This window comes from Pseudomonas fluorescens, from assembly GCF_001623525.1.
Lineage (GTDB): Bacteria > Pseudomonadota > Gammaproteobacteria > Pseudomonadales > Pseudomonadaceae > Aquipseudomonas > Aquipseudomonas fluorescens_Q.
Genome location: NZ_CP015225.1, coordinates 1,520,602 through 1,544,401, shown reverse-complemented (window position 1 = coordinate 1,544,401; position 23,800 = coordinate 1,520,602). Strand labels below are relative to the sequence as shown.

Here is a 23,800-nt window from a genome sequence, read left to right as displayed (position 1 = left end):
GGTTCATCACTTACCTTGGGTTAAACACCCCATCGCGGTATGTGATGACTGCCCATGGAGATGCAAACGTTCTTGATCTCGGCAAACACTTCAAAGCTGTACTGTCCGCCTTCGCGGCCGGTTCCGGAACCCTTCACGCCGCCGAAAGGCTGGCGCAGGTCGCGCACGTTCTGGCTGTTGATGAACACCATGCCGGCCTCGATGCCATGGGCCAGGCGATGGGCCTTGCCAATGTCCTGGGTCCAGATGTACGAAGCCAGGCCATATTCGGTGTCGTTGGCCAGATGCAGGGCCTCGGCTTCATCCTTGAACGGGATCAGGCACACCACCGGGCCGAAGATTTCTTCCTGGGCGATGCGCATCTTGTTGTTGACGTCGGCGAACACCGTCGGCTGGATGAACTGGCCGCGGCTCAGATGGGCAGGCAAATTGGCCGGACGCTCCAGGCCACCGGCCAGGAGGGTGGCGCCTTCTTCGAGGCCGATCTTGATGTAGCCAGTGACCTTGTCGTAATGGGCCTGGGTGATCATCGAACCGACCTGGGTTTTCGGGTCCTGCGGATCACCGACGATCAGGCGCTTGGCGCGGGCGGCGAACTCGGCCACGAACTGCGGGTAGACGCTTTCCTGGATGAAGATCCGGCTGCCGGCGGTGCAGCGTTCGCCGTTGAGGGAAAAAATCGTGAACAGCGCGGCGTCGAGGGCGCGTTCCAGGTCGGCGTCTTCGAAAATCAGTACCGGCGACTTGCCGCCCAGTTCCATCGAGTACTTTTTCAACCCGGCGGTCTGCATGATTTTCTTGCCGGTGGCGGTGCCCCCAGTGAAGGAGATCGCCCGTACATCCGGGTGGCGCACCAGCGCATCGCCGGCGGTGGCGCCGTAACCCTGGATCACGTTCAATACGCCATTGGGAATGCCGGCCTCGACGGCCAGGCGCCCCAGCTCGTTGGCGGTCAACGGCGACAGTTCGGACATCTTCAGCACGGCCGTGTTGCCCAGGGCCAGGCACGGTGCCGTTTTCCAGGTCGCGGTCATGAACGGTACGTTCCAGGGCGATACCAGCGCGCAGACACCCACCGGTTGGTACAGGGTGTAGTTGAGCATCTGGTCGTCGACCGGATAGGTGTGACCGTCCATTCGCGTGCAGACTTCGGCAAAGAAATCGAAGTTGTGGGAGGCCCGCGGGATCAGCACGTTCTTGGTCTGGTGGATCGGCAAGCCCGTGTCGAGGGTTTCCAGTTCGGCCAGTTGCGGCACGTTCTGCTCGATCAGTTCACCGAGCTTGCGCATCAGCCGGGCGCGTTCCTTGGCCGGGGTATTGGCCCATTTCGGAAACGCTTCCTTGGCTGCCGCGACCGCTTGGGCCACTTCCTCGGCGCCGCCGCTGGCGACTTCGCCGATGGCCTCGCCGGTGGCGGGGTTGTAGTTGACGAAGACGTCTTTGCTTTCGACCTCACGGCCGTCGATCCAGTGTTTGATCATGCTGCTCAAGCCTCTTTACGGGATGCGAAGAACTCGGCTTCGCTGACAATTCGATTGACCAGGCGACCGACGCCTTCCACTTCCACCACCACTTCATCACCGGGCACCACGTCCGCCAGGCCTTCCGGCGTGCCAGTGGCGATCATGTCGCCGGGCTGCAAGGTCATGAAGCTGGACAGGTATTCGATCAGGTACGGGATATCGAAAATCATGTCCTTCGTGCTGCCTTCCTGGCGCAACTGGCCGTTGATCCAGGTGCGCAGCTTCAGGTTGCTCGGGTCCGGCACATCGGCCACGTCGACAATCCATGGGCCGACGGGCGTTGTCGCGTCACGGTTCTTCACCCGCAGGTTGGGGCGGTAGTAGTTTTCCAGGTAATCGCGGATCGCGTAGTCGTTGCACACGGTGTAGCCGGCCAGGTATTCCAACGCATCCTCGCGCTTGACGTTGCGCGCCGCTTTGCCGATGACCGCCACGAGCTCGCACTCGTAGTGCATGTAGGCGACGTTGTCGGGACGCCAGGTCGCCTGGTTGTGGCCGGTGTAGGTGCCGGGGGACTTGATGAATGCCAGGGGCTCGGTCGGCGGCTTGAACGCCAGCTCGGCGGCGTGATCGGCATAATTCAGGCCCAGGGCGAACATGCTGCCGGTGGCCGGTGGCAGCCACTGGACCTGGTCCTCGGCCAGCAGCCGGCCGTCCGCCAGGCGTACCGCGTTGTGAGCTTCAACGGTGACGGCTTGATCCTGGCCTTCAAAACGAATGCGCGCGTGTTTCATGAACCTGCTCCTGTTTCCTCGGCCACGATGATATTGACCAGACGCCCCAGGCCGCTGATGTCTACTTCGACGCGGTCACCGGGCAGTACGTCGACCCGGCCTTCAGGCGTGCCGGTGATCAGCACGTCGCCAGCATGCAAGGTCATGAACTCGCTGATCTCGGCGATTAGTTGGGGAATGTTGCGAACGAAGTTGGCGGTGCTGTTCTGCTGGCGAACCTCGCCGTTGACGTACAGCGTGATCGCCAGGCTGTGAGGGTCGGACACCTGAGTGGTGGGCACCAGCTCCGGGCCCATGGCGCAGAAGCCGTCCCGGCACTTGGCCTTGACGACGGGGCGGTAATAGCTGTCTTCCGGGAGGCTGAATTCATTGATGAGGGTGTAGCCGGCCACGTAGTCCAGGGCTTCGGCGGCGCTGACGCGACTGGCTGACTTGCCCATGACCACGCCAAGCGCCGGCCCTGGTTGCAGTGTTTCGCTGCGACCGGGGTGAACCACCTCGGCACCGTGCCGGTTGCGGGTGTTGGGGGTCTTGATGAACAGCACGGGCTTGAGCGGCGGTTTTTGGTAGGGCGGTTGCTCGAACTCGGCGAGGCGCTGTTTCAGCAGCCCCTGGTAGTTCAGCGCGACCCCGAACAGGGTGCCGGTCGCGACGTCATGCAGGGCACGGCTCATGCTTGTCTCCTGGCGATGCAGAGGGTGAGGGCTCTGCGGTTATTGTTAATGTGTTAACAGTTATAATTAAGATGTTAACTATCGTCAAGCGTGACAGAATGAGCGGGCACTGGTTGCCTTGCCGGATTCGGTGCAGGATGAATGCGGCAGGTATCTGGACCAGAATAAGAAAATGAGTACTGCGTGATGACTGACCGTCAGCCGATCCCCAACATCAACATTGGTCAGGTGTACGACCAGCGCTACAGCGATGCCGAAGTGCATTACGACCGACTCGCCAACCTGGCGGATTTTTTTGGTCGCAACATGCCGGTTCATCGTCACGACCGGTTCTTCCAGGTGCACTACGTCAAGAGCGGCACCGTGCGCGTATATCTCGATGACCAGCAGTACGTCGAATCCGGGCCGATGTTCTTCCTCACGCCACCGACCATTCCCCATTCCTTCGTGACCGAGGCCGACAGTGACGGGCATGTGCTGACGGTGCGCCAGCAATTGGTGTGGCAGTTGATCGACGCCGACCCAGGCCTGGCGCCGGCGGGCGTGCAAATGCCGGCGGCCTGCGTAGCGCTGGCGCAACTGGGGCCTGGGCAGGCGGGGGAGGTGCGGCGGTTGGAGTACCTGTTCGAGGAGTTGAGTGAGGAGGTGACGGCCGGGCGCCCGGGGCGCAGCGCAACACTGGACGCGTTGACGCGGCTGATCATGATCAGCCTGCTGCGGTTATGTTCCAACTCCCTGGAGGCCAGGCCGGCCCGGCATGAAGATCTGAAGATCTTTCACCGCTTCAACGAGTTGATCGAGGCCCACTACCTGCAGCATTGGCCGTTATCGCGCTACGCCGAAGGCATCGGCGTGACCGAGGCGCGCCTCAATGACGTGTGCCGACGCATCGCCGACCTGCCTTCCAAGCGCCTGATCATGGAGCGGCTGATGCAGGAGGCCAAGCGCCTGTTGCTGTTCACCGGCAGCTCGGCCAATGAAATCTGCTACCAGCTCGGGTTCAAGGACCCGGCGTATTTCAGTCGGTTTTTCCAGCGTTACGCCCAACTCACGCCGGGGGAGTATCGCCAGCGGCAATCAGGGTTGCGCTGAGCGCTTGCAGCCCTGTGATAGCGACACTAAGCTGCCGACTCGCCCATCCACACAGTTCGAACATGGCCAACCCCAGACCCTCATTGACCCTGACGCTGTTGCAAGCCCGCGAAGCGGCGATGGCTTTTTTTCGACCTGCGCTGAACCAGCATGACCTCACGGAACAACAATGGCGGGTGATCCGCATCCTGCATCAGCAAGGGGAGCTGGAAAGCCATCAGCTCGCCCACCAGGCGTGCATCCTCAAACCGAGCATGACCGGTGTACTCAGTCGCCTGGAGCGTGACGGTCTGGTGCGGCGGCAGAAGTCCAGCCAGGATCAGCGGCGGGTCTTTGTCGGGCTGACCGAGCGCGGCCAGCAGTGCTTCGTGTCCATGAGCGAGGGCATGGAAGGCAACTATCGACGGATCGAAGAGCAGTTTGGCGAGGAAAAGATGGAGCAGTTGCTCGGATTGCTCAATGAGCTGAAGAACATCAAACCCTGAGGTTTGAGCCACAAGCCATGAGTCGCCATCCGCTTCTGTGGCGAGGGAGCTTGCTCCCGTTCGACTGCGAAGCAGTCGCAAAACCAGCCGACCGGTGACTAAACGAGTGGGAGGGGGCAGGGGGCTGCTACGCAGCCCAACGGGAGCAAGCTCCCTCGCCACAAAATCGCTTCACACCGCGCTACGTTCACGCAACTCCTGCAACCGATCAGCCCCGCCTTCAGCCACGCGATTCTCGATCAAGCGATCGGAGCCGCCCTCGGCCACATGATTCTGGATCAAACGATCAGACCCGCCTTCAGCCAGTTGATGCGCAGCCTGGGCCGGGGCGCTCTTTGCCGAGGCAACGTTCGACAGGCCGACGCCGCCAACCAGTGTCAGGGCGATTGCAAGAGACGAAAGTTTCGAGAAGTTGAACATGGTGATTCTCCTTGCGCTTGATTGAGTGGGCCGGTGGCAACGAACGTGTTGCTGTCCGGTGATCACAGTTAAACGCGCAGATGTATCGACGATGTGTGCCAAGAAGGGACGAAATCCATCATTTCGTATCAGGCCGCGTTTCCTATACAAACCGATACAAATCTTGTTGGTGTGGCAGCTCAATGCGATGAAAAACGCCAATTGTCTGGTCGATAATCGCACGCTTTGCAGTGTGCGCCAGCCTGGGATATTGACCAAACTAACCGGGTGGTACATTTTAGCGACAGCTGTCTCGCCCGACGAGGCAAAGACCATAATAAAAATAGAGGAACACCCATGCCTACCCGAGCACCGCAAGCTTTCTCCTTGATCTGTCTTTGCAGCGCATCTTCCAGTCTCCCAGGTTCGATCCTATAGCGACCCCATGCTGTTGCGGTTTTATCGCGCCAGTAGAGTGTGGGCGCTCGACAAGCCTCTGAGGCCTTCAAGATGACAAAAGTGGTGAATCTGTATTTCAAGCTGCTCAAGCTGCTGATCGTGCTATGCATGGTCGCGATGATCTTGCTGGTGTTCGGCAATGTGGTGCTGCGCTATGCCTTCAACTCGGGCATCAGTGTGTCGGAGGAGCTGTCGCGCTGGTTCTTCGTCTGGATGATTTTTCTCGGTGCCCTGGTGGCGCTCAAGGACCGTGCTCACCTGGGCATGGACAGCCTGGTCAAGCGCTTGCCGCCGACAGGCAAGCGTATCTGCCTGGTCATCAGTCATCTTTTGATGTTGTACATCTGCTGGCTGATTTTCAGTGGCAGTTGGCAACAGGCTGCGATCAACCTGAATGTCGTTGCTCCGGCGTCAGGATTGTCCATGGCGCTGTTTTATGGTGCCGGCCTGGTGTTTGGCGCCAGTGCCGCAGCGATCCTGCTTTACGAACTCTACCTGGCGCTGTTCGGCAAGCTTGGGGATGACGAGTTGGTGATGGTCAAGGACAACGATGCCGAGGTGCTCACCCATGACCCCATTACCCATAACCCTACAAAGAGTACCCGCCCATGACGCTGGTTATTTTCCTCGGGTCTCTGGTGGGCAGCATGGCACTGGGCATGCCCATCGCGTTTGCCTTGCTGGTGGTCAGTGTGGCGTTGATGTTCTACCTGGATCTGTTCGACGCGCAAATCATCGCCCAGAACCTGCTCAACGGCGCGGACAGCTTTCCGCTGATGGCCGTGCCGTTCTTCATGTTGGCCGGCGAAATCATGAACGTCGGCGGCCTGTCCAAACGCATTGTCAATATCGCCATGGCGCTGGTGGGGCATAAGCGCGGAGGCCTGGGTTACGTGGCGATCATCGCTTCCTGCCTGTTGGCTTCGCTCTCCGGTTCGGCCGTGGCCGATGCGGCGGCGCTGGCGGCTTTGTTGGTGCCGATGATGGTGCTGGCCGGGCACAACCGAGGGCGCTCGGCCGGGCTGATCGCCGCCGGTAGCATCATCGCACCGGTCATTCCGCCGAGCATTGGTTTCATCGTCTTTGGTGTGGCGTCCGGGGTGTCGATTTCCAAGCTGTTCCTGGCCGGTATTGTGCCGGGCCTGATGCTGGGGGCTTCGCTGGCTGTTGCCTGGTGGTACATCTCCCGCAGCGAGAACGTCGAGACGCCGCCCAAGCGTTCCCGTGCCGAAGTGCTGCGCACGTTGCTCGACGGCAGTTGGGCGATGGGCCTGCCCTTGATCATCATCCTGGGCCTCAAGTTCGGCATCTTTACCCCCACGGAAGCCGCCGTGGTCGCGGCAGTCTATTCGCTGTTCGTGTCCTTGGTGATCTACCGGGAAATGAAAGTCAGCCAGTTGTACGAAGTGATTCTGTCCTCGGCCAAGACCACCTCGGTGGTGATGCTGCTGGTGGCGGCGGCCATGGTTTCATCGTGGCTGGTGACCATCGCCGATCTGCCGGGCCAGTTGGCGGAAATGCTGGCGCCCTTCATGGACAACCAGACCCTTCTGTTGCTGGTGATGATGACGCTGATCATCCTGGTGGGAACGGTGATGGACATGACCCCGACCATCCTCATCCTCACCCCGGTGCTGATGCCGGCGGTCATCCAGGCGGGGATCGACCCGGTGTACTTCGGCGTGCTGTTCCTGATCAACACAGCCATCGGCCTGATCACGCCTCCCGTGGGCACGGTGCTCAACGTGGTCTGCGGGGTGGCGAAGCTGGACTTCGAGGAAATCGTGCGTGGGGTGTGGCCGTTCATGTTTGCGCAGTTTGTGGTGCTGTTCTTGTTGGTCCTGTTTCCGCAATTGGTCCTGGGACCGTTGAAATTCTTCACCGGATAACACCGGTGCTGGCTAGCTCGACCTTAAAACAATAATGATCGGAGAGTGACATGGGACAACTGATGAAAACCCTGTTGGCCGGGGCTTGCGCAACGGGACTGCTGCTGGGTAGCGTGGTCAGTCACGCAGATGAAATCCGCGAACGCACCTTGCGATTCGCCTTCCAGAACGTCAAGGAGCATCCGCAAGGCCAGGGCGCGCAGAAGTTCGCCGACCTGCTCAGCGAGAAGAGTGGTGGCAAGATCAAGGTCCGCCTGTTCCCAGGCGGTACGCTGGGCGGTGATGTGCAAACGGTGTCGGCGTTGCAGGGCGGCACGCTGGACATCACCGTGCTCAACTCCGGCATCCTGGCCGCCCAGGCACCGGATTATGCCATGCTCGATTTCCCGTTCCTGTTCAACAACGTCGAGGAAGCCCATGCGGTCATCGATGGGCCGGTCGGACAGAAACTGGCCGTGCAACTGGACAGCAAAGGGCTGGTCGCGCTGGGTTATTGGGACCTGGGTTTTCGTAACCTGACCAACAGTAAGCACCCGGTGACCAAGCTTGAAGACATGCAGGGCTTGAAGATTCGCGTCATCCAGTCGCCGATCTACCTGGAGACCTTCTCCGCCCTGGGTGCCAACCCGGTGCCGATGGCGTTCCCCGAGGTCTACACGGGCCTTGAGCAGCACACCATCGACGGTCAGGAAAACCCGTTCACCGTGATTGAGGGCAACAAGTTCTACGAGGTGCAGAAGTATCTCTCCGTCACGGGCCACATCTTCAACCCGCAGTCGTTGATCATCAGCCAGAAAACCTGGAACCGCCTCAACGACGATGAGAAGGCGATGATTCGCTCGGCTGCCACTGAGGCACAGAAGTTCCAGCGTGAAGTCACGGCGGCGAGCATGGACAAGGCCAAGGTGACGTTGGCCGGCGCCATGACCGTGAACGAAGTCACCCCGGCGGAGAAAGATCGCTTTCGTGAGCGGGTGAAACCGGTAGTCGACAAGTTCGCCAAATCCTTGGATGCCGACCTGGTGAAGACGATGTATGAGGAAATCGCCAAGGTGCGCGCGGCACAGTGAGGCGAATGGGCCTGTCCGGAGCAGACCCCGTCACAGGTCCCCTGTGGGAGCGAGCTTGCTCGCGATTGCAGTGTGTCAGTCGACATCAATGCGGCTGACCTGACGCCATCGCGAGCGAGCTCGCTCCCACAGGTTTTTTTGTTTTCTCAGCGAACGGTCATTGGGCGGCAGGAACGGCCAACCACTGCCCAATCACTTTCTGGTAGCTGCCATTGGCCTTGCTCAAGTGCAGCCACTGATCGACGTACATCTTCCAGGTGTTGTCATCCCGAGGCAGCAGGTAGGCCTTCTCGCCATATTGCAGGTAGCGGGTCGGGTTGACCGCGCACAGGCCGGGCTTGAGTTTTTGCTGGTAGAGCGCTTCTGACGCGTCGGTAATCATCACGTCGGCCTTCTTGTCCAGCAGTTGCTGGAAGATGGTCACGTTGTCGTGGAAGTTCAACTGGCCGTTGGGCAGGAACGCCCGGACGAAGGCTTCGTTGGTGCCGCCGGCCGGTTCGACAAGGCGCACCGAAGGCTGGTTCATCTGCTCGAGGGTCTGGTAACGCTCCTTGTCTTCGCAACGCACCAGCGGGATCTTGCCATCCACGTCCAGGGTGTCACTGAAATAGGCTTTCTTCTGGCGCTCCAGCGTCACCGAAATCCCACCCATGCCGATGTCGCATTGACCGGCAACCATATCCGGCATCAGGGTTTTCCAGGTGGTCTGTACCCATTGCACCTTGACGCCCAGGCTGGCGGCCAGCGAGCGCGCCATGTCGATGTCGATGCCTTCGTATTCGCCGGTTGCGGTTTTAAAGGTATAGGGCTTGTAGTCGCCGGTGGTGCACACCTTCAGTTCGCCGCGTTGCAGGACCTGGTCCAGTAGCGAAGGTGTCGGTTCGGCCAAGGCGCCGCAAGAGAGCGCCAACAGGCCACAGAACGTCATCGAGCTTGTTATGGTTTTCATCGTGAGGGGACGTCTCGTAGCGGAGGGAAACAAGATCAGGGAGTGTAGTAAAAGTGTTGGCAGGCTGTCACTGGAGCATGGCTGACGAACCGTCAGCAGGCAGCGGTCTCAAAGGGGGCGCTGCAAGCTTGCAAGGTAGGCGCAGAACATATCGGCCATGGCATCGCTGTAGATGGCAACGTCCGCAGGAGAGCGGGGCGCTGATGAGAAGCGCTTACCCACGGCACTGAGCGTGCTGATGACCAGGTCACCTGCCAGGTTGCGGGTTTGTGCCGGGGCGTCTGGCAATGCTTGCAGCATGAAAGCATCCACCGACTGCTGCACCGACATCCGCGCGGCCTGGTGCTCGGGCGCGTCGCGGTAGAGCGGGGCGGCGTCGTTGAGGGCGACGCGTATCTGGGCTTCGTCACATTCGGACTGGATGAACGCCTGCACCAGGGTACGCAGGCGCTCGAAGGGCGGCTTGAGGTTGTCTTCAAGGATCTCGCGCAGCATATCGCTGGTTTGTCGCCATTCATCACTTTGCAGGCGGAACAGGATCGCCGCTTTGTTCGGGAAGTACTGGTACACCGAGCCGACGCTCACGCCAGCTCGCTCGGCAACCCGGGCCACCGTGAAACGTGCCGCGCCCTGGGTCGCCAGAACCTGAACAGCCGCTTCCAGAACCGCGGCGACAAGCTCGGTGGAGCGTGCCTGTTGCGGCTGTTTACGCGAGGAAATCTGCGGGCTTGAGCGTTCGGACATGTGGGCATGAACCTCGGCAGGGAATGCGAATAGGAAATGCGACGGATTGTTCGTATCTTGAATGCGACGAATTGATCGCATTCTAGTCGGCTCCACCGGCAGCGTTCAACGTCATATCGCATCCTTTCCGTGGGTAGGGTTATGACACAAGACAATATTCATCTCGGCGCTTCTTCGGCGCCTAAGGCAGCCGTCGAGGCCAATCCGGCACTCAAGCTGTCGCCGCTCACTCTGACCGTATTCATCGGCTTCCTCACGATCGGCATGCAGTTGCCTGTCTTGCCCCTCCATCTGCACGACGCGCTGGGCATGGGCACGCTGGTGATTGGCCTGGTGGTCGGGGCGCAGTTCGCCGCTGCGCTGTTGTCACGGGCCTGGGCCGGCAACTTTGCTGACATGCGCGGTGGGAAACGCGCCGTCATGACCGGGCTGGTGACAGCCGCGGTTTCAGGGCTGGTCTATCTGCTTTCCCTGGCGTTCGTTGCTGCGCCAGTCACGTCGGTCTGGCTTTTGTCTGGCGGTCGGGTGCTGCTGGCAATTGGCGAAAGCCTCATTGTCACCGGTGCGCTGGGGTGGGGCATCGGCCTGGTGGGGGCGCAGCATGCCGGCAAGGTCATGGCCTGGAATGGCATCGCCATGTACGGCGCCTATGCCCTGGGCGCTCCGCTTGGCGTGGCGTTGAATGGCGGCTGGGGATTCACGGGCATTGCCATGGCCTCGATGTTCATTCCTCTGTTGGCCATGGCGATTGTCGCGGGCGTGCGCGCTGTCGCCCCTACGGCGACCCGGCGTACACCGTTCTACACGATGCTCGGTGCTGTATGGGTTCCCGGCATGGGGTTGGCGTTCTGCAGCGTCGGCTTTGGTGTCGTCACGGCGTTCATTGCCCTGTTATTCGCGGCCAGGGATTGGGGCAACGCTTCCTTGGCGTTCACGGCGTTCGGTGTGGCTTTCATCGCTGCTCGCCTGCTTTTCGGGCACCTTCCGGACAAGATTGGCGGCGCTCGCGTCGCGCTGGTCTGCGTATTGATCGAAACCGTTGGGTTGCTGCTGATCTGGAGCGCCGACACCGCGACCATGGCTTATTTGGGGGCGGCTTTCACTGGCTTCGGTTATTCCCTGGCGTTTCCCGGCTTCGGCGTGGAAGCGGTACGGCGTGCGCCACCGCAGGCACGCGGTCTCGCCATGGGGGCCTACGTCGCGTTTCTTGATATTTCCCTGGGCATCACCAGTCCGCTGGCCGGTTTGTTGGCGAGTGGCTGGGGTATTGGTGCGGTTTACCTGGGCGGCGCCATTGCCGTTGGGCTGTCTTTCGGGGTGGCCCTGATGTTGCTGAGAGGACGGCATGCACAAGTTCAATACAAATTCTGAGTCTTCGATGGGTTATAGAAGATTTTCGGTCTTGGTTTTTTTAGAACAGGAGCGTTGCATATGCACGTATTCGTTACCGGTGCCACGGGCTGGGTTGGGGCGTCCGTGGTACAGGACCTGATCGCCGCCGGGCATCGGGTCACGGGCCTGGCCCGATGCGAAGAAAAAGGCGCAACACTGGCTGCGACAGGCGCGAAGGTGATTTCAGGCACTTTGGATGATCTTGAGATCTTGCACGGCGCAGCCTCGGCGGCGGACGCGGTGATTCACACGGCGTTCAATCATGACTTCTCGCGATTTGCCGAAAATGCCCAGCAGGACCGCCGCGCCATCGAAACGTTGGGCGACGCGTTGCGAGGCTCCGACCGGCCGTTGCTGGTGACGTCGGGCCTGTTTGGATTGACGCGGGGTGCGAGTGAACTGGAAGTGGTGAGCCCGGCCTCGCCCCGCAAGTCCGAAGCCGCCGCCCGGGACCTGGCCGAGCGTGGGGTGCGTGTGGCGACGGTGCGACTGGCGCCCTCGGTCCATGGCCTCGGCGACCATGGGTTCGTGCCGATCCTGATTCGCCTGGCCCGGGAGACGGGCGTTTCGGCCTATCTCGGGGACGGCGTCCATTGCTGGTCGGGCGTGCATCGACTGGACGCCGCACGGGTCTATCGGCTGGCGCTGGAGCAGGGCGTGACGCAATCCGTCTACCACGCCGTCGCCGACGAGGCCGTGCCGTTCAAGGACATTGCCCAGGCGATCGGTCGTGGCCTGGGGTTGCCGGTCGAATCCCGCGAGCGCGAGCATTTCGGCTGGTTCGCCCACATGGCGGGCGCGAACATGGCAGTGTCCAGCGCGTACACCCGTGCCTTGCTGGGCTGGATGCCAAGCGGCCCGGGGTTGTTGGATGATCTTGACCAACCAGGCTATTACCACGCCGATTGAAATGAACGATCTGTGGCGAGGGAGCTTGCTCCCGCTGGGTTGCGCAGCGACCCCGATATTTTACGGTCGCTGCGCAACCGAGCGGGAGCAAGCTCCCTCGCCACAAAGGCTTAGCGCGAAATGATCCCGTGGTCGATCGCGTATTTCACCAGGGCTGCGGGCTTGTCGATGTTCAGCTTGCGGCGAATGCTCAGGCGATGGGTTTCGACGGTGCGTACGCTGATGTCCAGTTCACGGGCCATTTCCTTGTTGTTCAGGCCCTGGACCATTTTGGACAACACCTGGCTCTCGCGCGGCGTCAGCTCGTTATCGGTGTGCGGGTCGGTGGCGAGCCGCTGGGCGATCTCAGCACTGTAGAACGTGCCGCCGCTGATGATGGCTTCGATGGCCGCGACGATTTCCCGCGACGGCGCGTTCTTGAGTACGTAGCCGCTGGCGCCGGAGCGCACGGATTCGCTCACGTACTCGTAATTGTCATACATGCTGAGGATGAGGATCTTGAGGCTGGGGTATTGCTTGCCCAGCAGCCGGGTCAACTCGAGCCCGTTCATGTCCTTGAGGCTGATGTCCATCAGCAGCAGGTCCGGTTGGCTGCGACCGACCATTTCGATCGCTTGCGCGCCGTTCTCGGCTTCGCCCACCACGTCCAGTCGGGGCATTACGGACAGCAGCGCCTTGATGCCGTCGCGGACCAGGGAATGATCATCGACCAGCGCGACACGAATCACTGGAGGCAGGTTCATCGGCAGGTGCTCTTGTTGGAAGGGGTGCGCATCAGTTTTCCGTTACCGAGAGGTTCATGGGCAGCAGGATATCCAGTTCGCTTCGTCCCGGTGCCGAGGTCACTTCCAGGCGTCCGCCGAAATGCTCGACCCGTTCCCGGATATTGCGCAGGCCGATGCCGGCGTGGCCGCGTTCTACTTGCGGGACGTTGAAGCCCATCCCGTCATCCACGACCGTCAGACGCAAGGACTGGCTGGAGCCGAACAGGGTGATGCCGACACTTTTCGCCCCGGCATGGCGCTCGATATTGGTCAGGGCTTCCTGGGCGATGCGGAACAGCGAGACAGGGGCGCCATTTTCCAGGCGGCAATCGAATTCGTTGCTTCGGTAGGACACCTCAAGCCCGCTGCGCTGCTGGAACTCGGTCGCGAGCTGGCCGATGGCGGCGGGCAGGCCCAGGGTGTCGAGCAGGGACGAGCGCAAGTCGTGGGAGATGCTACGGATCTCGCCGATGGCTTCGCCCAGCCGGTCGGTCGCATTCTTGAGGATGCCCAGGCCGTTTTCCTGGCCGTTTTCCAACACATGGCTGGCCAGTTCAAACTGGAATTTTATCGACACCAGCAGTTGGCTGATGCCGTCGTGCAACTCGCGCGAGACCCGCGAGCGTTCTTCTTCCTGCAAGCTGACGATACGCTGGTTCAGTCGCTGCAGCTTTTTATCGGCCAGGCGATGTTCGCTGACGTTGAGGGTCATGCCGCCGGCAAATACCAGCAGGACCGCCACCAAGGCGATCGCGGCGATGGCTTGCATGGTGCTGTGGATGCCATGGGCAACTTCGTCGCGGGCTTGCTGGGTGGCGCGTTCGACATCCTCCAGGTAAATCCCGGTACCGAGCATCCAGCCCCATTGATCGAGCATCACGACATAGGCCAGCTTGTCGGTCACCTGGCCGGAGGAGGGCTTGTTCCAGGCGTAGCGCTGGAACCCTTCGCCTGACTCGGCACTCTTGAGCAATGCCTGGATGACCGGCAGGCCGTGGGGATCCTTCATATCCCAGAGGTATTGCCCCACCAGTTCCGACTGGCGGGCATGCATGAGGCTGCGGCCCTGGCGGTCATACACGAAAAAATAACCGTTTATGCCGAAGCTGAGCTTGCGCAGTTCTTCCAGGACCTGCTGTTGCGCGCGCTCGTCTCCCCGGCCGTTGTCATACAGCGGGGCGATCAGGCTCTGCGCCATCTCGACATAATTCTTCAGCTCCGCGCGCTTGCTCGCCAGGATGCTGTCTTCGATCAGTTGCGCCTGTTGATCGCCCAACTGGCGATTGAGCGAGATCACCAGGGCACAGATGACCGCGATGGCCAGGACCAGCGGCAAAATCCCGAGGGCGACGATTTTGTGTTTGAGCAGCATCTGTACTCCTGTCCGGACTCGGCGGGGAGGCGAATGGCGGCATCATATGCCAAACCCATGGATGAGGCATAAAACCTGTGGCGCAAGACATGTGGGAGCAAAGCTTGCTCGCGACGCTGGCGCCGCGGTGTATGAAAGACCGTATTGACTCTCTCGCGGGCAAGCCTTGCTCCCACAGGGGGAATTGGGGTTCTACGTAGTACTACGGATTTATTTATTGACCCGTTGCAGGGATATTGGGCCGGCTCCGAATAGCCGGGGCACACTATAAAAACAATCGCCGCAATCCACTGGATATCGGCAGGAGACACGCAATGACAACCCGTCTGGTTAAACACCTCGCCTGGTTTGCCGTCGCCGTTCTGGGGGGCTGTGCGTTGAGTGTCGTGGCCTTGCGCCGCGGCGAACCCATCAACGCCCTCTGGATCGTCGTCGCAGCCGTGGCCATCTACCTGGTCGCCTACCGCTACTACAGCCTCTTCATCGCCAACAACGTGATGCAACTCGATGCGCGCCGGGCCACCCCCGCCGTGCTCAACAACGATGGCCTGGACTACGTCCCGACCAACAAACACATTCTCTTCGGTCACCACTTCGCGGCCATTGCCGGCGCGGGGCCGCTGGTCGGGCCGGTGCTGGCGGCGCAGATGGGCTACCTGCCCGGCACGCTGTGGCTGATCGCCGGCGTGGTGCTGGCCGGTGCGGTGCAGGACTTCATGGTCCTGTTCCTGTCCACCCGCCGCAACGGGCGCTCCCTGGGCGACATGGTCCGGGAAGAAATGGGCCGTATCCCCGGCACCATCGCGCTGTTCGGCTGCTTCCTGATCATGATCATCATCCTCGCGGTGTTGGCGCTGATCGTGGTCAAGGCCCTGGCCGAGAGCCCGTGGGGCATCTTCACGGTGATGGCGACCATCCCGATCGCGATGTTCATGGGCATTTACATGCGCTATATCCGCCCGGGCCGCATCGGTGAAATCTCGGTGATTGGCGTGCTGTTGCTGCTGGGCTCTATCTGGCTGGGCGGGCAGATCGCTGCCGATCCGGTCTGGGCCAAGGCCTTTACCTTCACCGGAATCCAGATCACCTGGATGCTGATCGGCTACGGTTTTGTCGCGGCGGTGCTGCCGGTGTGGCTGATCCTGGCACCGCGGGACTACCTGTCGACGTTCCTCAAGATCGGCACCATCGTCGCCCTGGCGATCGGCATCCTGGTCACCATGCCCGAGCTGAAAATGCCGGCGCTGACCCAGTTCACCGACGGCACGGGCCCGGTGTGGAAGGGCGGTCTGTTCCCGTTCCTGTTCATCACCATCGCCTGCGGCGCGGTCTCGGGTTTCCATGCGCTGATCTCCTCGGGCACCACGCCCAAGTTGCTGGATAACGAAACCAACGCTCGCTACATCGGTTACGGCGGCATGCTGATGGAGTCCTTCGTGGCGATCATGGCCATGGTCGCGGCGTCGGTGATCGAGCCGGGCGTGTACTTCGCCATGAACAGCCCGGCGGCGATCGTCGGCGGTGACGTGGTGGCCGTGGCGCAAACCGTCAGCAGCTGGGGTTTTGCAATCACCCCCGAGGCCCTGCAAGCGGTGGCCAAGGACATCGGCGAGACCACCGTGCTGGCCCGTGCCGGCGGTGCACCGACCCTGGCGGTCGGTATCGCGCAGATCCTGCACTCGGTGCTGCCGGGTGAGAACACCATGGCGTTCTGGTACCACTTCGCGATCCTGTTCGAAGCGCTGTTCATCCTCACTGCGGTGGACGCCGGCACCCGTGCCGGGCGCTTCATGCTGCAGGACTTGCTCGGCTCGTTCGTGCCGGCCCTCAAGCGTACCGAATCCTGGACCGCCAACCTGATCGCCACCGCCGGCTGCGTGGCGCTGTGGGGTTACCTGCTGTACCAGGGCGTGATCGATCCGCTGGGCGGCATCAACACCTTGTGGCCGCTGTTCGGCATCTCCAACCAGATGCTGGCCGGTATCGCCCTGATGCTCGCCACCGTGGTACTGATCAAGATGAAGCGCCAGCGCTACGTCTGGGTCACGCTGCTGCCGGCGAGCTGGTTGCTGATCTGCACCACCACCGCGGGCCTGATCAAGCTGTTCGACGCCAACCCGGCGATCGGCTTTTTGGCCCTGGCGCGCAAATACAACGATGCCCTGGCCGCCGGCCAGGTCCTGGCCCCGGCCAAGAGCATCGAGCAGATGCAGCACGTGGTGTTCAACGCCTACACCAACGCAACGCTGACGGTGTTATTCCTGTTCGTGGTCTTCAGCATCCTGTTCTACGCCCTCAAGGTCGGCATCGCCGCCTGGGGCACCAAGGAACGCACGGACAAGGAAGCGCCATTCCAGGCCGTGCCGGACGCATGATAGAGGATTGCAACGATGTTCAATGACTTGAGTCGCCTCGGTAAATACCTCGGTCAGGCCGCGCGCCTGATGGTCGGCATGCCCGACTACGACAACTACGTCGAGCACATGCAAACCAAGCACCCGGACAAACCGTTGATGGACTACGAGGCGTTCTTCCGCGAACGCCAGGAGGCCCGTTACGGTGGCAAGGGTGGGCCCAAGTGCTGTTGAGTTGAGGTCGCCTCAAACCCCATGTGGGAGCGGGCTTGCCCGCGATGGCGGTGGGTCAGTTACGATCATGTTGACTGACACTCCGCCATCGCGAGCAAGCTCGCTCCCACAGTTGTTTTTGGGGCGCTCAGAATTTGTATGCGCCACAAATCCCTTGTGGCGAGGGAGCTTGCTCCCGCTGGCGTGCGAAGCAGGCCCCGGCGGTCCTTCAGGCCGACCGTATCAGCCGGTTTTGCGACTGCTGCGCAGCCGAGCGGGAGCAAGCTCCCTCGCCACAGGGTAGTGTTTGGTCCGGGGACATGGTTAGTTGTCTGGCTTGATTGCGCTGTTGATCACTCCGCCAACAACACCGCCGCATCGAAGCCCACCCGCAAATTGCCCCAATGACGGCCGCCGAAGAAGAACGGTACGTCGATCTCGGTCATGATTTCCCCGGTATCGCGCAGGTAGGTCTGCAGCAGGAAACGCTGGACGTTGCCCGCCGCACGCAGGCCGATCGGGTCGTTGAAGATTCGCTTGTTGCGGCACACCGGCAAATCCACCGCGCGGTCGCCGGTTGGCGGCTTCGAGACCCAGCTGTTGTTCACCGGGCAGTAGCCCTTGCTGTCGACAATGAACGAAACCTTGCCACCCGGCGTGCTGCGGGTGAGTTTGTCGCATTCTTCCTGGCAGACCTGGGCAAAGCGTTCGGTGTAGCTGGTCATGTACTGCTTGGGGTCGGTGCCGGGAATCGGTTGGTAATTCTGATCGAACAGGTTCAGGCCTTCACCTTGCAGCGCCTCCAGGCGAACCTGAAGCGTGTCGCGGCACTCGCTGGCCCGGGTGATGGCGGCGTCCAGCTTGCCGTGGCCGAGCACGAAGCGACCCAGCAGCGCCTGGACCTTTTCGGCCACGCCGGACAGGTCGCGGGTGGCCGTTGCCGAATGCTGCATGCGCTGGTCGATCAACTGGCTGTCGGCGTGGATCTGAGTGACTCGGTCGTTGATCCCCGTGTTGCTGTCGGCGAACTGCTGGATATGGGTCGCGATGTCCGCCAGCTTGCCGTTGGTGGATTCGAAATCGCCGATCATGCTCTCAAAATGGCCGGAGGCGCGCTCCACCACTTTCTGGGTTTCCCGGGCGCTATGGCTGATCTGGGTGGTCTGTTCGTGGGTGGAGCTGACTTCCTCGAGCATGGCGTCGATGTTGCGTGAGATGTCATCGGTGGCCCGGCTGACGTTTTGTGCCAGGGTCCGCACTTCATCGGCGACCACCGCGAAGCCCCGACCGCTTTCGCCGGCCCGGGCGGCTTCGATGGCGGCATTGAGGGCCAGCAGGTTGGTCTGGGCAGAGATCTGCTGGATCAACCCGACGATCGACTTGATGCTTGAGGAACGCTGGTTCAAGGCGCTCACCAGCGTGGCAAATTCACCGAGGCTGCTGGATATTTCGCTGATGTTGCCAGTCACTTCCAGCAGCTCGGCGTAGGAGTCGCGGGCCATGCTCAGGTTTTGGGCAGTAGTGCTGGAAATGCCCTGGGTCTGGCGCGAGACTTCTTCGATACGGCCCACGGCGGTGTTGCTTTGGTCCATGACTTCCTTGGCGAAGCGAGCCTGGTGGGTGGCACTGTCGCTGGAGTCGCTGATGTTCTTCAATGAGCGGGCCGATTCGACGGCGATGTGCACGGTCAGTGCCTGGACGTTGCTGATGATCTCCCGCTGCTTGGCCAGGAAACGGTTGCAAGTGCCGGCCAGCACGCGGATTTCGTCGTGAGTCACCAGCGGCAGGTCTCTGGACAGGTCGCCTTCGCCGTTGGCGATCTCTTCCAGGGCTTTGGTCATGGCGGTGACGGGGCGCACGATGAGGTGACGGAAATACCAGACCATGAAGCTGATCATGCACAGCGTGAGGAACGCGCCGAAGAGCAGGGCATGGGTGAGGCTGTCGAGCCGACCTTCGATCTGCCCAAGCAAGGCGCCGTCCAACTGCGCATTGCGCAACTGCAGCACGATCTGGGCGCGGGCGCTGAGGGCCACCCAGTACAGCAAGCCACTGACCAGCACCAACAGGAAAAGGCTCGAGAGTTTTTTGGTGAGGGTATCGAAAAACTGCATCTCGATAGACTCGTACAAGGCCTTTAACGTCTGCATGCCGCTGCTCCTGGGCAAAAAAATCTCTCAATGGAATACATTCGACCGCGCACGCCAAAGCTTTAGGGTGATAGGGCGATTTGATATCACCGTTCGCGAAATCTGTGGGAGCGAGCTTGCTCGCGATGGCGATGGGTCTGCTGCATTGATGTTGGAAGTACCGCCGCTATCGTGAGCAAGCCCACTCCTACAAGGGTTTGCGGCAATCATCATTTGATACAAAAGATTTACTGGGAATGATTCTCAAAGTATATTTGCTCTCATTAACGTCCCTTCAATGAGTGCGCGTCTTGAAACGTTCCACCCCCCTCGCTAATCGCAACGTCTTTATCAAGTGTGTGTTACCAACGCTGTCCTGCTGTTTCATAGCGAGCCCATTGTGGGCGCAGGACGCTCTCGAACTCCCGGCCACGGACATCCAGGGCAGTCGCGTCACTCAGGACGAGGGCTATACGACGTCGCAAGCCAGCACGGCGAGCAAGAGCGATGTACCGATCAAGGAAGAAGCGCAATCGATCAACGTGGTGACCCAGCAGACCCTGGCCGACTATCAGGTGCGCTCGCTGGCCGATGCAATGAAGTTCGTCAGCGGCGTCAGCCAGGGCAACACCCTGGGCGGCTCGAGGGATTCGCTGGTCAAGCGCGGGTTCGGCACCAACGACGACGGCTCGATCCTGCGCGACGGCGTGCGTTCGAACCTGGGCCACAACTTCAGCGCCACCACCGACCGCGTCGAAGTGCTCAAGGGCCCGGCCTCGATGTTGTACGGCGCGCTGGAGCCCGGCGGCCTGGTCAACGTCATCAGCAAGAAACCGGAATACACGCAAAGCACCACGCTGAGCGGCTCGGCCTACAGCGAAGGCGGCGGCACCATGGCCTTGGACACGACCGGGCCATTGGGAGACACCGGCCTGGCCTATCGCTTGATTGCCGAGCGTGGTCACGAGGATTACTGGCGCAACTACGGGGTCAACGAGAGCACGCTGGTCGCGCCGTCCCTGGCTTGGACGGGGGAGCGGGCTTCGTTGAATCTCAGCTATGAGTACAACGAATATTCCAATCCATTCGATCGTGGGACGGTGTTCCGCAACGGGCATCCGGCGGACATCGACTACGACAAGCGCCTCGACGAGCCATGGGCCAAGAGCGTGGGAATTCGTGAAACGGCCACCGCGCGGTTTGAGTATGAACTGAGCGAGGCGTGGAAGACGCGGGTCACCTATGGCTGGAACAATGATCGGTACAGTCTTTCGATTGCGCAGCCTGGCACCCTGACCGGAAATATGTTGAGCCGAAGGGCCAACGGCGCTCATTACGATGATGAAACCCGCTACGCGAGCTGGGATTTCATGGGTAAGCAGCAATTGTTTGGCCAGCGTCATGACCTGCTGGTTGGCGTTGATAACCAGGTGTCCGATCAATACCGTGGCAAGACCTACCGTGGGACGACACAAGGGCGCATCGATATTACCGCTCCGGTATATGGTAGCCTGGCAGAACCCAGCGTAATAAACCCGACCCAAAGCAACTTGAGCAACCAACTGACTTCCAGCTCGGTGTACCTGAAGGACAACTGGCACCTTGATGATCGTTGGATTCTGGTCGTGGGTGGCCGCTACCAACATTACGATCAATACACCACGCAGGGACTGGTCCCGGCACCGCCGGTTCGCGACGACAATGGCGATGCGTTTGTTCCGTTCCTCGGGCTGGTCTACAAAGTTACCGACGCCCTGTCGCTGTACGGTAACTACAGCCGGTCATTCAAGCCCAACGACGTCGTCGACAAGGACAGTCGTACCTTCAAACCGGAGGAAGGGCGCAGCTATGAGGTCGGCGCCAAGTACGATCCGCTGCCGGGGCTGAATATCAATCTTGCCCTGTTCGACATCGTCAAGAAGAACGTCGTGACCACCGTTGATGAAGTCTCCGAAGCCGCCGGCAAAGTCGGCTCCCAAGGCCTGGAGCTCGACATCACCGGCCGCCTGGCCGAGCGTTGGGACTTGATCGGCACTTACGCCTACACCCACACAGAAATATTGGACGATCCGGACGACGAGGGTCATCGTCTCTCCGACGCGCCTAAACACACCGCCAGCCTCTACCTGTCCCACCACCTGAACGTACCCGCCGAATTCGGTGCCTGGCATGCGGGGGCCGGCGCTCGTTACGTCGGCGAACGCGCCGCCAACAACGCCAACGATTTCTGGCTGAGCAGCTACACCGTCGCCGACGCCTTCCTGCGCTGGGACGCTCCAATGTTCGGGCACAAGACGTCGCTTCAATTGAACGTCGACAACCTGTTCGACAAGCAGTACTACCCCTCGTCCACTGGCAGCCAGTTGCAGGTTAATGTCGGCGAGCCGCGTACCGCCCGTTTGAGTGCCAGCGTGACCTTCTGAGGACATCTCAATAAGAGTGCCCGGATGACTTGCGGACGTCTTCCAGTCATTGCTACCGAATCTGCTCCACTGGGGAGCAGAAGGTAGAGTCGGCTTGCGGCAGTTTTTTCCTGCTGGCAGCCTTGCTGGCCTGGACCGGTGAGCTTGCCCGTGGCGAGGGAGCTTGCTCCCGCTCGGCTGCGCAGCAGTCGCAAAACCGGCTGATACGGTCGCCCTGAAGAACCGCCGGGACCTGCTTCGCACGCCGGCGGGAGCAAGCTCCCTCGCCACAAGGGATTTGTGGCGCATACAAATTCTGAGCCCCCAAAAACAACATCCAAGCATGATCTAGAAGGCGCTCCCCGCAGGAACCAAGCGTTTGGCATCAGCTGTGAGTAAAAATTTCCCCCTTTCAGGGCATTGAATCCCTGGCACCTGCCTTTTTGCACCTATTCGACCCGTTCCAGGGTTCGCTGGAGAAGGCTGAAATAAACGTTTCAGCCTTCTTACGGTGTTTTGTCGTATAAATGAAAACAAATTTCGCTTTTAAACAACTTTGCGATGGTTTTTCTAGCGCAGTCTTGAGGCATCGCGCTTAGGCACAGCCTTTGCTAGACCTCAACAGCGAAACCACCGAACCGTTGGATTCAGTACAGGAGTGACCACGCAGATTTAATCAGGGGGCGCACGTCATCCAGACGCAAAGGCCAGATCAGAGACCACTGCTATCGAGGTATCACGGAGAAACAGGGTTCATTAAAACAAAGCAAGGCCAGACCATTGGAATGACGAAGTGATAAGAAATGCCGTGTAGAACGCGGCTGGGAGTTGGCTATGCCCCACGCTTTTTTTAATGAAATGTACGACGCAAAGGGTGACTGCCGCCCGCATTACCAAGCCTTCTCGCGCTGGCTGGCGGACACCCCGCTTGAACTGCTTGAACAACGCCGCCGCGAAGCCGACCTGCTGTTCCATCGAGCCGGTATCACCTTCACCCTCTATGGGGACGAGCAGGGCACCGAGCGCCTGATCCCCTTCGATATCATTCCCCGCAGCATCAAGGCCAGCGAATGGCAGATGGTCGAGCGTGGCTGCATTCAGCGGGTCCAGGCCCTGAACATGTTCCTGGCCGACATCTACCATGGGCAGCACATCCTCAAGGAGGGCATCATCCCGCCCGAGCAGGTGCTCGCCAACGAGGGCTACCAGATCGCGATGCAGGGACTGAACCTGCACCGGGGCATCTACGCCCATATCGCCGGTGTCGACCTGGTTCGCGACGGTGACGGCAGCTACTACGTGCTGGAGGACAACCTGCGTACCCCCAGCGGCGTGAGCTACATGCTCGAAGACCGCAAGATGATGATGCGCCTGTTCCCCGAGCTCTTCGCCGCCCAGCGCGTGGCCCCCATCGATCATTACCCGAACCTGCTGCTCGACACCCTCAAGAGCTCAAGCCCCCTCGAGAACCCCACCGCCGTGGTGCTGACCCCGGGGCGCTTCAACAGTGCCTATTTCGAGCACGCGTTCCTGGCCCGTGAAATGGGCGTGGAACTGGTGGAGGGCGCTGACCTGTTCGTGCGTGACGACCACGTGTACATGCGCACCACCGCCGGCCCACGACAGGTGGACGTGATTTATCGTCGCCTTGACGATGCCTACCTCGACCCGCTGTCGTTCAACCCCGATTCGATGTTGGGCGTGCCCGGGCTGATCGCCGTGTACCGCGCGGGCAATGTGGTGCTGGCGAACGCGGTCGGCACCGGCGTGGCCGACGACAAGTCGATCTACCCCTACGTCGACGAAATGATCCGCTTCTACCTCACCGAAGAACCGATCCTGAAGAATGTGCCCACCTGGCAGTGTCGCAAGCCCCAGGACCTGTCCCATGTGCTGGCCAACCTGCCGGATCTGGTAGTCAAGGAAACCCAGGGCTCCGGCGGCTACGGCATGCTGGTCGGGCCGGCCGCCAGCGCGGCGGAGATCGAAGATTTCCGCGCGCGCCTCAAGGCTCGGCCTGAAGCCTACATCGCCCAGCCCACCTTGAGTCTGTCCACGTGTCCAACCTTTGTCGAGAGCGGCATCGCACCGCGCCACATCGACCTGCGTCCGTTCGTGCTGTCGGGCAAGGAAACGCGCCTGGTGCCTGGCGGGCTGACCCGCGTGGCGCTGCGCGAAGGCTCGCTGGTGGTGAACTCGTCCCAGGGCGGTGGCACCAAAGACACTTGGGTAGTGGAGGACTAAGAC

The 23,800-nt window shown here is 60.8% G+C and carries 20 protein-coding genes; 11 read left to right on the top strand and 9 right to left on the bottom strand.

Translation table 11 applies throughout. The features are described 5' to 3' along the window. Nucleotides 1-20 precede the first annotated feature (20 nt). From hpaE to TK06_RS06645, 3 genes are read right to left on the bottom strand one after another with little or no spacing between them, the layout of a single operon-like run. Nucleotides 21-1,481: a 5-carboxymethyl-2-hydroxymuconate semialdehyde dehydrogenase gene (gene hpaE / locus TK06_RS06655; RefSeq protein WP_063321377.1), complete on the bottom strand. Its 1,461-nt coding sequence runs from the start codon at nucleotides 1,479-1,481 to the stop codon at nucleotides 21-23. A 5-nt stretch (nucleotides 1,482-1,486) separates the two neighbouring features. Continuing rightward, a complete protein-coding gene (locus TK06_RS06650) occupies nucleotides 1,487-2,257 on the bottom strand; it encodes a fumarylacetoacetate hydrolase family protein (protein ID WP_063321376.1) in 771 nt (256 codons plus the stop codon). Continuing rightward, a complete protein-coding gene (locus tag TK06_RS06645) occupies nucleotides 2,254-2,931 on the bottom strand; it encodes a fumarylacetoacetate hydrolase family protein (RefSeq protein ID WP_063321375.1) in 678 nt (225 codons plus the stop codon). Before TK06_RS06645 ends, TK06_RS06650 begins: the two co-directional genes overlap by 4 nt. A 186-nt stretch (nucleotides 2,932-3,117) precedes the next feature. Here TK06_RS06645 and hpaA point away from each other — a divergent pair, with 186 nt between their 5' ends. Continuing rightward, nucleotides 3,118-4,023: a 4-hydroxyphenylacetate catabolism regulatory protein HpaA gene (gene hpaA / locus TK06_RS06640; protein ID WP_063321374.1), complete on the top strand. Its 906-nt coding sequence runs from the start codon at nucleotides 3,118-3,120 to the stop codon at nucleotides 4,021-4,023. Nucleotides 4,024-4,085: 62 nt separating this feature from the next. After that, on the top strand, nucleotides 4,086-4,508 hold the full coding sequence (gene hpaR, locus TK06_RS06635) for a homoprotocatechuate degradation operon regulator HpaR (RefSeq protein WP_063321373.1): 423 nt from the start codon (nucleotides 4,086-4,088) through the stop codon (nucleotides 4,506-4,508). Nucleotides 4,509-4,679: 171 nt separating this feature from the next. Here hpaR and TK06_RS06630 read toward each other — a convergent pair whose 3' ends face one another. Further along, the gene (locus TK06_RS06630) at nucleotides 4,680-4,928 is read right to left on the bottom strand and encodes a hypothetical protein (RefSeq protein ID WP_063321372.1); all 249 of its coding nucleotides are present in this window, start codon (nucleotides 4,926-4,928) and stop codon (nucleotides 4,680-4,682) included. Nucleotides 4,929-5,417: 489 nt separating this feature from the next. On the opposite strand from TK06_RS06630, the gene TK06_RS06625 reads away from it, so the two are divergent. The 3 genes from TK06_RS06625 to TK06_RS06615 are packed head-to-tail and all read left to right on the top strand — an operon-like array spanning nucleotide 5,418 to nucleotide 8,325. Further along, entirely contained in the window at nucleotides 5,418-5,978 is a 561-nt protein-coding gene (locus tag TK06_RS06625) for a TRAP transporter small permease (RefSeq protein WP_063321371.1), read from the top strand. Next, nucleotides 5,975-7,255 (top strand): TRAP transporter large permease subunit, encoded by a 1,281-nt coding sequence (locus tag TK06_RS06620; protein ID WP_063321370.1) that lies wholly within the window; start codon nucleotides 5,975-5,977, stop codon nucleotides 7,253-7,255. The genes TK06_RS06625 and TK06_RS06620 overlap by 4 nt, the downstream gene beginning before the upstream one ends. Before the next feature lie 50 nt (nucleotides 7,256-7,305). Then, entirely contained in the window at nucleotides 7,306-8,325 is a 1,020-nt protein-coding gene (locus tag TK06_RS06615; protein WP_063321369.1) for a TRAP transporter substrate-binding protein, read from the top strand. A 157-nt stretch (nucleotides 8,326-8,482) separates the two neighbouring features. Here the strand turns inward: TK06_RS06615 and TK06_RS06610 are convergent, their stop codons facing one another. Both TK06_RS06610 and TK06_RS06605 read right to left on the bottom strand, forming a co-directional pair. Next, complete coding sequence (locus TK06_RS06610) at nucleotides 8,483-9,274, bottom strand: transporter substrate-binding domain-containing protein (protein ID WP_063321368.1); 792 nt, start codon at nucleotides 9,272-9,274, stop codon at nucleotides 8,483-8,485. Nucleotides 9,275-9,382: 108 nt separating this feature from the next. Further along, nucleotides 9,383-10,018 carry a TetR family transcriptional regulator gene (locus TK06_RS06605; protein ID WP_063325090.1) on the bottom strand — a complete coding sequence of 212 codons (636 nt, stop codon included), beginning with the start codon at nucleotides 10,016-10,018 and terminating at the stop codon, nucleotides 9,383-9,385. Nucleotides 10,019-10,159: 141 nt separating this feature from the next. Here TK06_RS06605 and TK06_RS06600 point away from each other — a divergent pair, with 141 nt between their 5' ends. Then, nucleotides 10,160-11,389, top strand: a complete 1,230-nt coding sequence (locus TK06_RS06600) for an arabinose transporter (protein ID WP_109790736.1) — start codon at nucleotides 10,160-10,162, stop codon at nucleotides 11,387-11,389. Between the two features lie 60 nt (nucleotides 11,390-11,449). Further along, nucleotides 11,450-12,319 carry an SDR family oxidoreductase gene (locus TK06_RS06595; protein ID WP_063321367.1) on the top strand — a complete coding sequence of 290 codons (870 nt, stop codon included), beginning with the start codon at nucleotides 11,450-11,452 and terminating at the stop codon, nucleotides 12,317-12,319. Between the two features lie 110 nt (nucleotides 12,320-12,429). Here TK06_RS06595 and TK06_RS06590 read toward each other — a convergent pair whose 3' ends face one another. Together TK06_RS06590 and TK06_RS06585 are read right to left on the bottom strand one after the other, a co-directional pair. Next, a complete protein-coding gene (locus tag TK06_RS06590; RefSeq protein WP_063321366.1) occupies nucleotides 12,430-13,062 on the bottom strand; it encodes a response regulator in 633 nt (210 codons plus the stop codon). Nucleotides 13,063-13,093: 31 nt separating this feature from the next. Further along, nucleotides 13,094-14,455 (bottom strand): cache domain-containing protein, encoded by a 1,362-nt coding sequence (locus TK06_RS06585; protein WP_013693309.1) that lies wholly within the window; start codon nucleotides 14,453-14,455, stop codon nucleotides 13,094-13,096. A gap of 314 nt (nucleotides 14,456-14,769) precedes the next feature. On the opposite strand from TK06_RS06585, the gene TK06_RS06580 reads away from it, so the two are divergent. Further along, nucleotides 14,770-16,830 (top strand): carbon starvation CstA family protein, encoded by a 2,061-nt coding sequence (locus TK06_RS06580; RefSeq protein WP_063321365.1) that lies wholly within the window; start codon nucleotides 14,770-14,772, stop codon nucleotides 16,828-16,830. A 15-nt stretch (nucleotides 16,831-16,845) separates the two neighbouring features. After that, nucleotides 16,846-17,043, top strand: a complete 198-nt coding sequence (locus TK06_RS06575) for a YbdD/YjiX family protein (RefSeq protein ID WP_003201656.1) — start codon at nucleotides 16,846-16,848, stop codon at nucleotides 17,041-17,043. 332 nt (nucleotides 17,044-17,375) lie between these two features. Here TK06_RS06575 and TK06_RS06570 read toward each other — a convergent pair whose 3' ends face one another. Next, the gene (locus TK06_RS06570; protein ID WP_063321364.1) at nucleotides 17,376-19,172 is read right to left on the bottom strand and encodes a methyl-accepting chemotaxis protein; all 1,797 of its coding nucleotides are present in this window, start codon (nucleotides 19,170-19,172) and stop codon (nucleotides 17,376-17,378) included. 290 nt (nucleotides 19,173-19,462) lie between these two features. Between TK06_RS06570 and TK06_RS06565 the strand changes: the two genes are divergently transcribed. Together TK06_RS06565 and TK06_RS06560 are read left to right on the top strand one after the other, a co-directional pair. Then, entirely contained in the window at nucleotides 19,463-21,574 is a 2,112-nt protein-coding gene (locus tag TK06_RS06565; RefSeq protein ID WP_063321363.1) for a TonB-dependent siderophore receptor, read from the top strand. Nucleotides 21,575-22,387: 813 nt separating this feature from the next. Continuing rightward, nucleotides 22,388-23,797 carry a circularly permuted type 2 ATP-grasp protein gene (locus TK06_RS06560; RefSeq protein ID WP_003201697.1) on the top strand — a complete coding sequence of 470 codons (1,410 nt, stop codon included), beginning with the start codon at nucleotides 22,388-22,390 and terminating at the stop codon, nucleotides 23,795-23,797. Nucleotides 23,798-23,800 lie beyond the last annotated feature (3 nt).

Excerpts from the sequence above, each read along its gene's own strand:
- TK06_RS06585 (WP_013693309.1), bottom strand. The coding sequence starts at position 14,455 with ATGCTGCTCAAACACAAAATCGTCGCCCTCGGGATTTTGCCGCTGGTC.
- TK06_RS06620 (WP_063321370.1), top strand. The coding sequence starts at position 5,975 with ATGACGCTGGTTATTTTCCTCGGGTCTCTGGTGGGCAGCATGGCACTG.
- TK06_RS06645 (WP_063321375.1), bottom strand. The coding sequence starts at position 2,931 with ATGAGCCGTGCCCTGCATGACGTCGCGACCGGCACCCTGTTCGGGGTC.
- TK06_RS06560 (WP_003201697.1), top strand. The coding sequence starts at position 22,388 with ATGCCCCACGCTTTTTTTAATGAAATGTACGACGCAAAGGGTGACTGC.
- TK06_RS06580 (WP_063321365.1), top strand. The coding sequence starts at position 14,770 with ATGACAACCCGTCTGGTTAAACACCTCGCCTGGTTTGCCGTCGCCGTT.
- hpaE (WP_063321377.1), bottom strand. The coding sequence starts at position 1,481 with ATGATCAAACACTGGATCGACGGCCGTGAGGTCGAAAGCAAAGACGTC.
- TK06_RS06610 (WP_063321368.1), bottom strand. The coding sequence starts at position 9,274 with ATGAAAACCATAACAAGCTCGATGACGTTCTGTGGCCTGTTGGCGCTC.
- TK06_RS06575 (WP_003201656.1), top strand. The coding sequence starts at position 16,846 with ATGTTCAATGACTTGAGTCGCCTCGGTAAATACCTCGGTCAGGCCGCG.
- TK06_RS06600 (WP_109790736.1), top strand. The coding sequence starts at position 10,160 with ATGACACAAGACAATATTCATCTCGGCGCTTCTTCGGCGCCTAAGGCA.
- TK06_RS06605 (WP_063325090.1), bottom strand. The coding sequence starts at position 10,018 with ATGTCCGAACGCTCAAGCCCGCAGATTTCCTCGCGTAAACAGCCGCAA.
- TK06_RS06625 (WP_063321371.1), top strand. The coding sequence starts at position 5,418 with ATGACAAAAGTGGTGAATCTGTATTTCAAGCTGCTCAAGCTGCTGATC.
- TK06_RS06590 (WP_063321366.1), bottom strand. The coding sequence starts at position 13,062 with ATGAACCTGCCTCCAGTGATTCGTGTCGCGCTGGTCGATGATCATTCC.
- TK06_RS06595 (WP_063321367.1), top strand. The coding sequence starts at position 11,450 with ATGCACGTATTCGTTACCGGTGCCACGGGCTGGGTTGGGGCGTCCGTG.
- TK06_RS06570 (WP_063321364.1), bottom strand. The coding sequence starts at position 19,172 with ATGCAGACGTTAAAGGCCTTGTACGAGTCTATCGAGATGCAGTTTTTC.
- hpaR (WP_063321373.1), top strand. The coding sequence starts at position 4,086 with ATGGCCAACCCCAGACCCTCATTGACCCTGACGCTGTTGCAAGCCCGC.
- TK06_RS06615 (WP_063321369.1), top strand. The coding sequence starts at position 7,306 with ATGGGACAACTGATGAAAACCCTGTTGGCCGGGGCTTGCGCAACGGGA.
- hpaA (WP_063321374.1), top strand. The coding sequence starts at position 3,118 with ATGACTGACCGTCAGCCGATCCCCAACATCAACATTGGTCAGGTGTAC.
- TK06_RS06650 (WP_063321376.1), bottom strand. The coding sequence starts at position 2,257 with ATGAAACACGCGCGCATTCGTTTTGAAGGCCAGGATCAAGCCGTCACC.
- TK06_RS06630 (WP_063321372.1), bottom strand. The coding sequence starts at position 4,928 with ATGTTCAACTTCTCGAAACTTTCGTCTCTTGCAATCGCCCTGACACTG.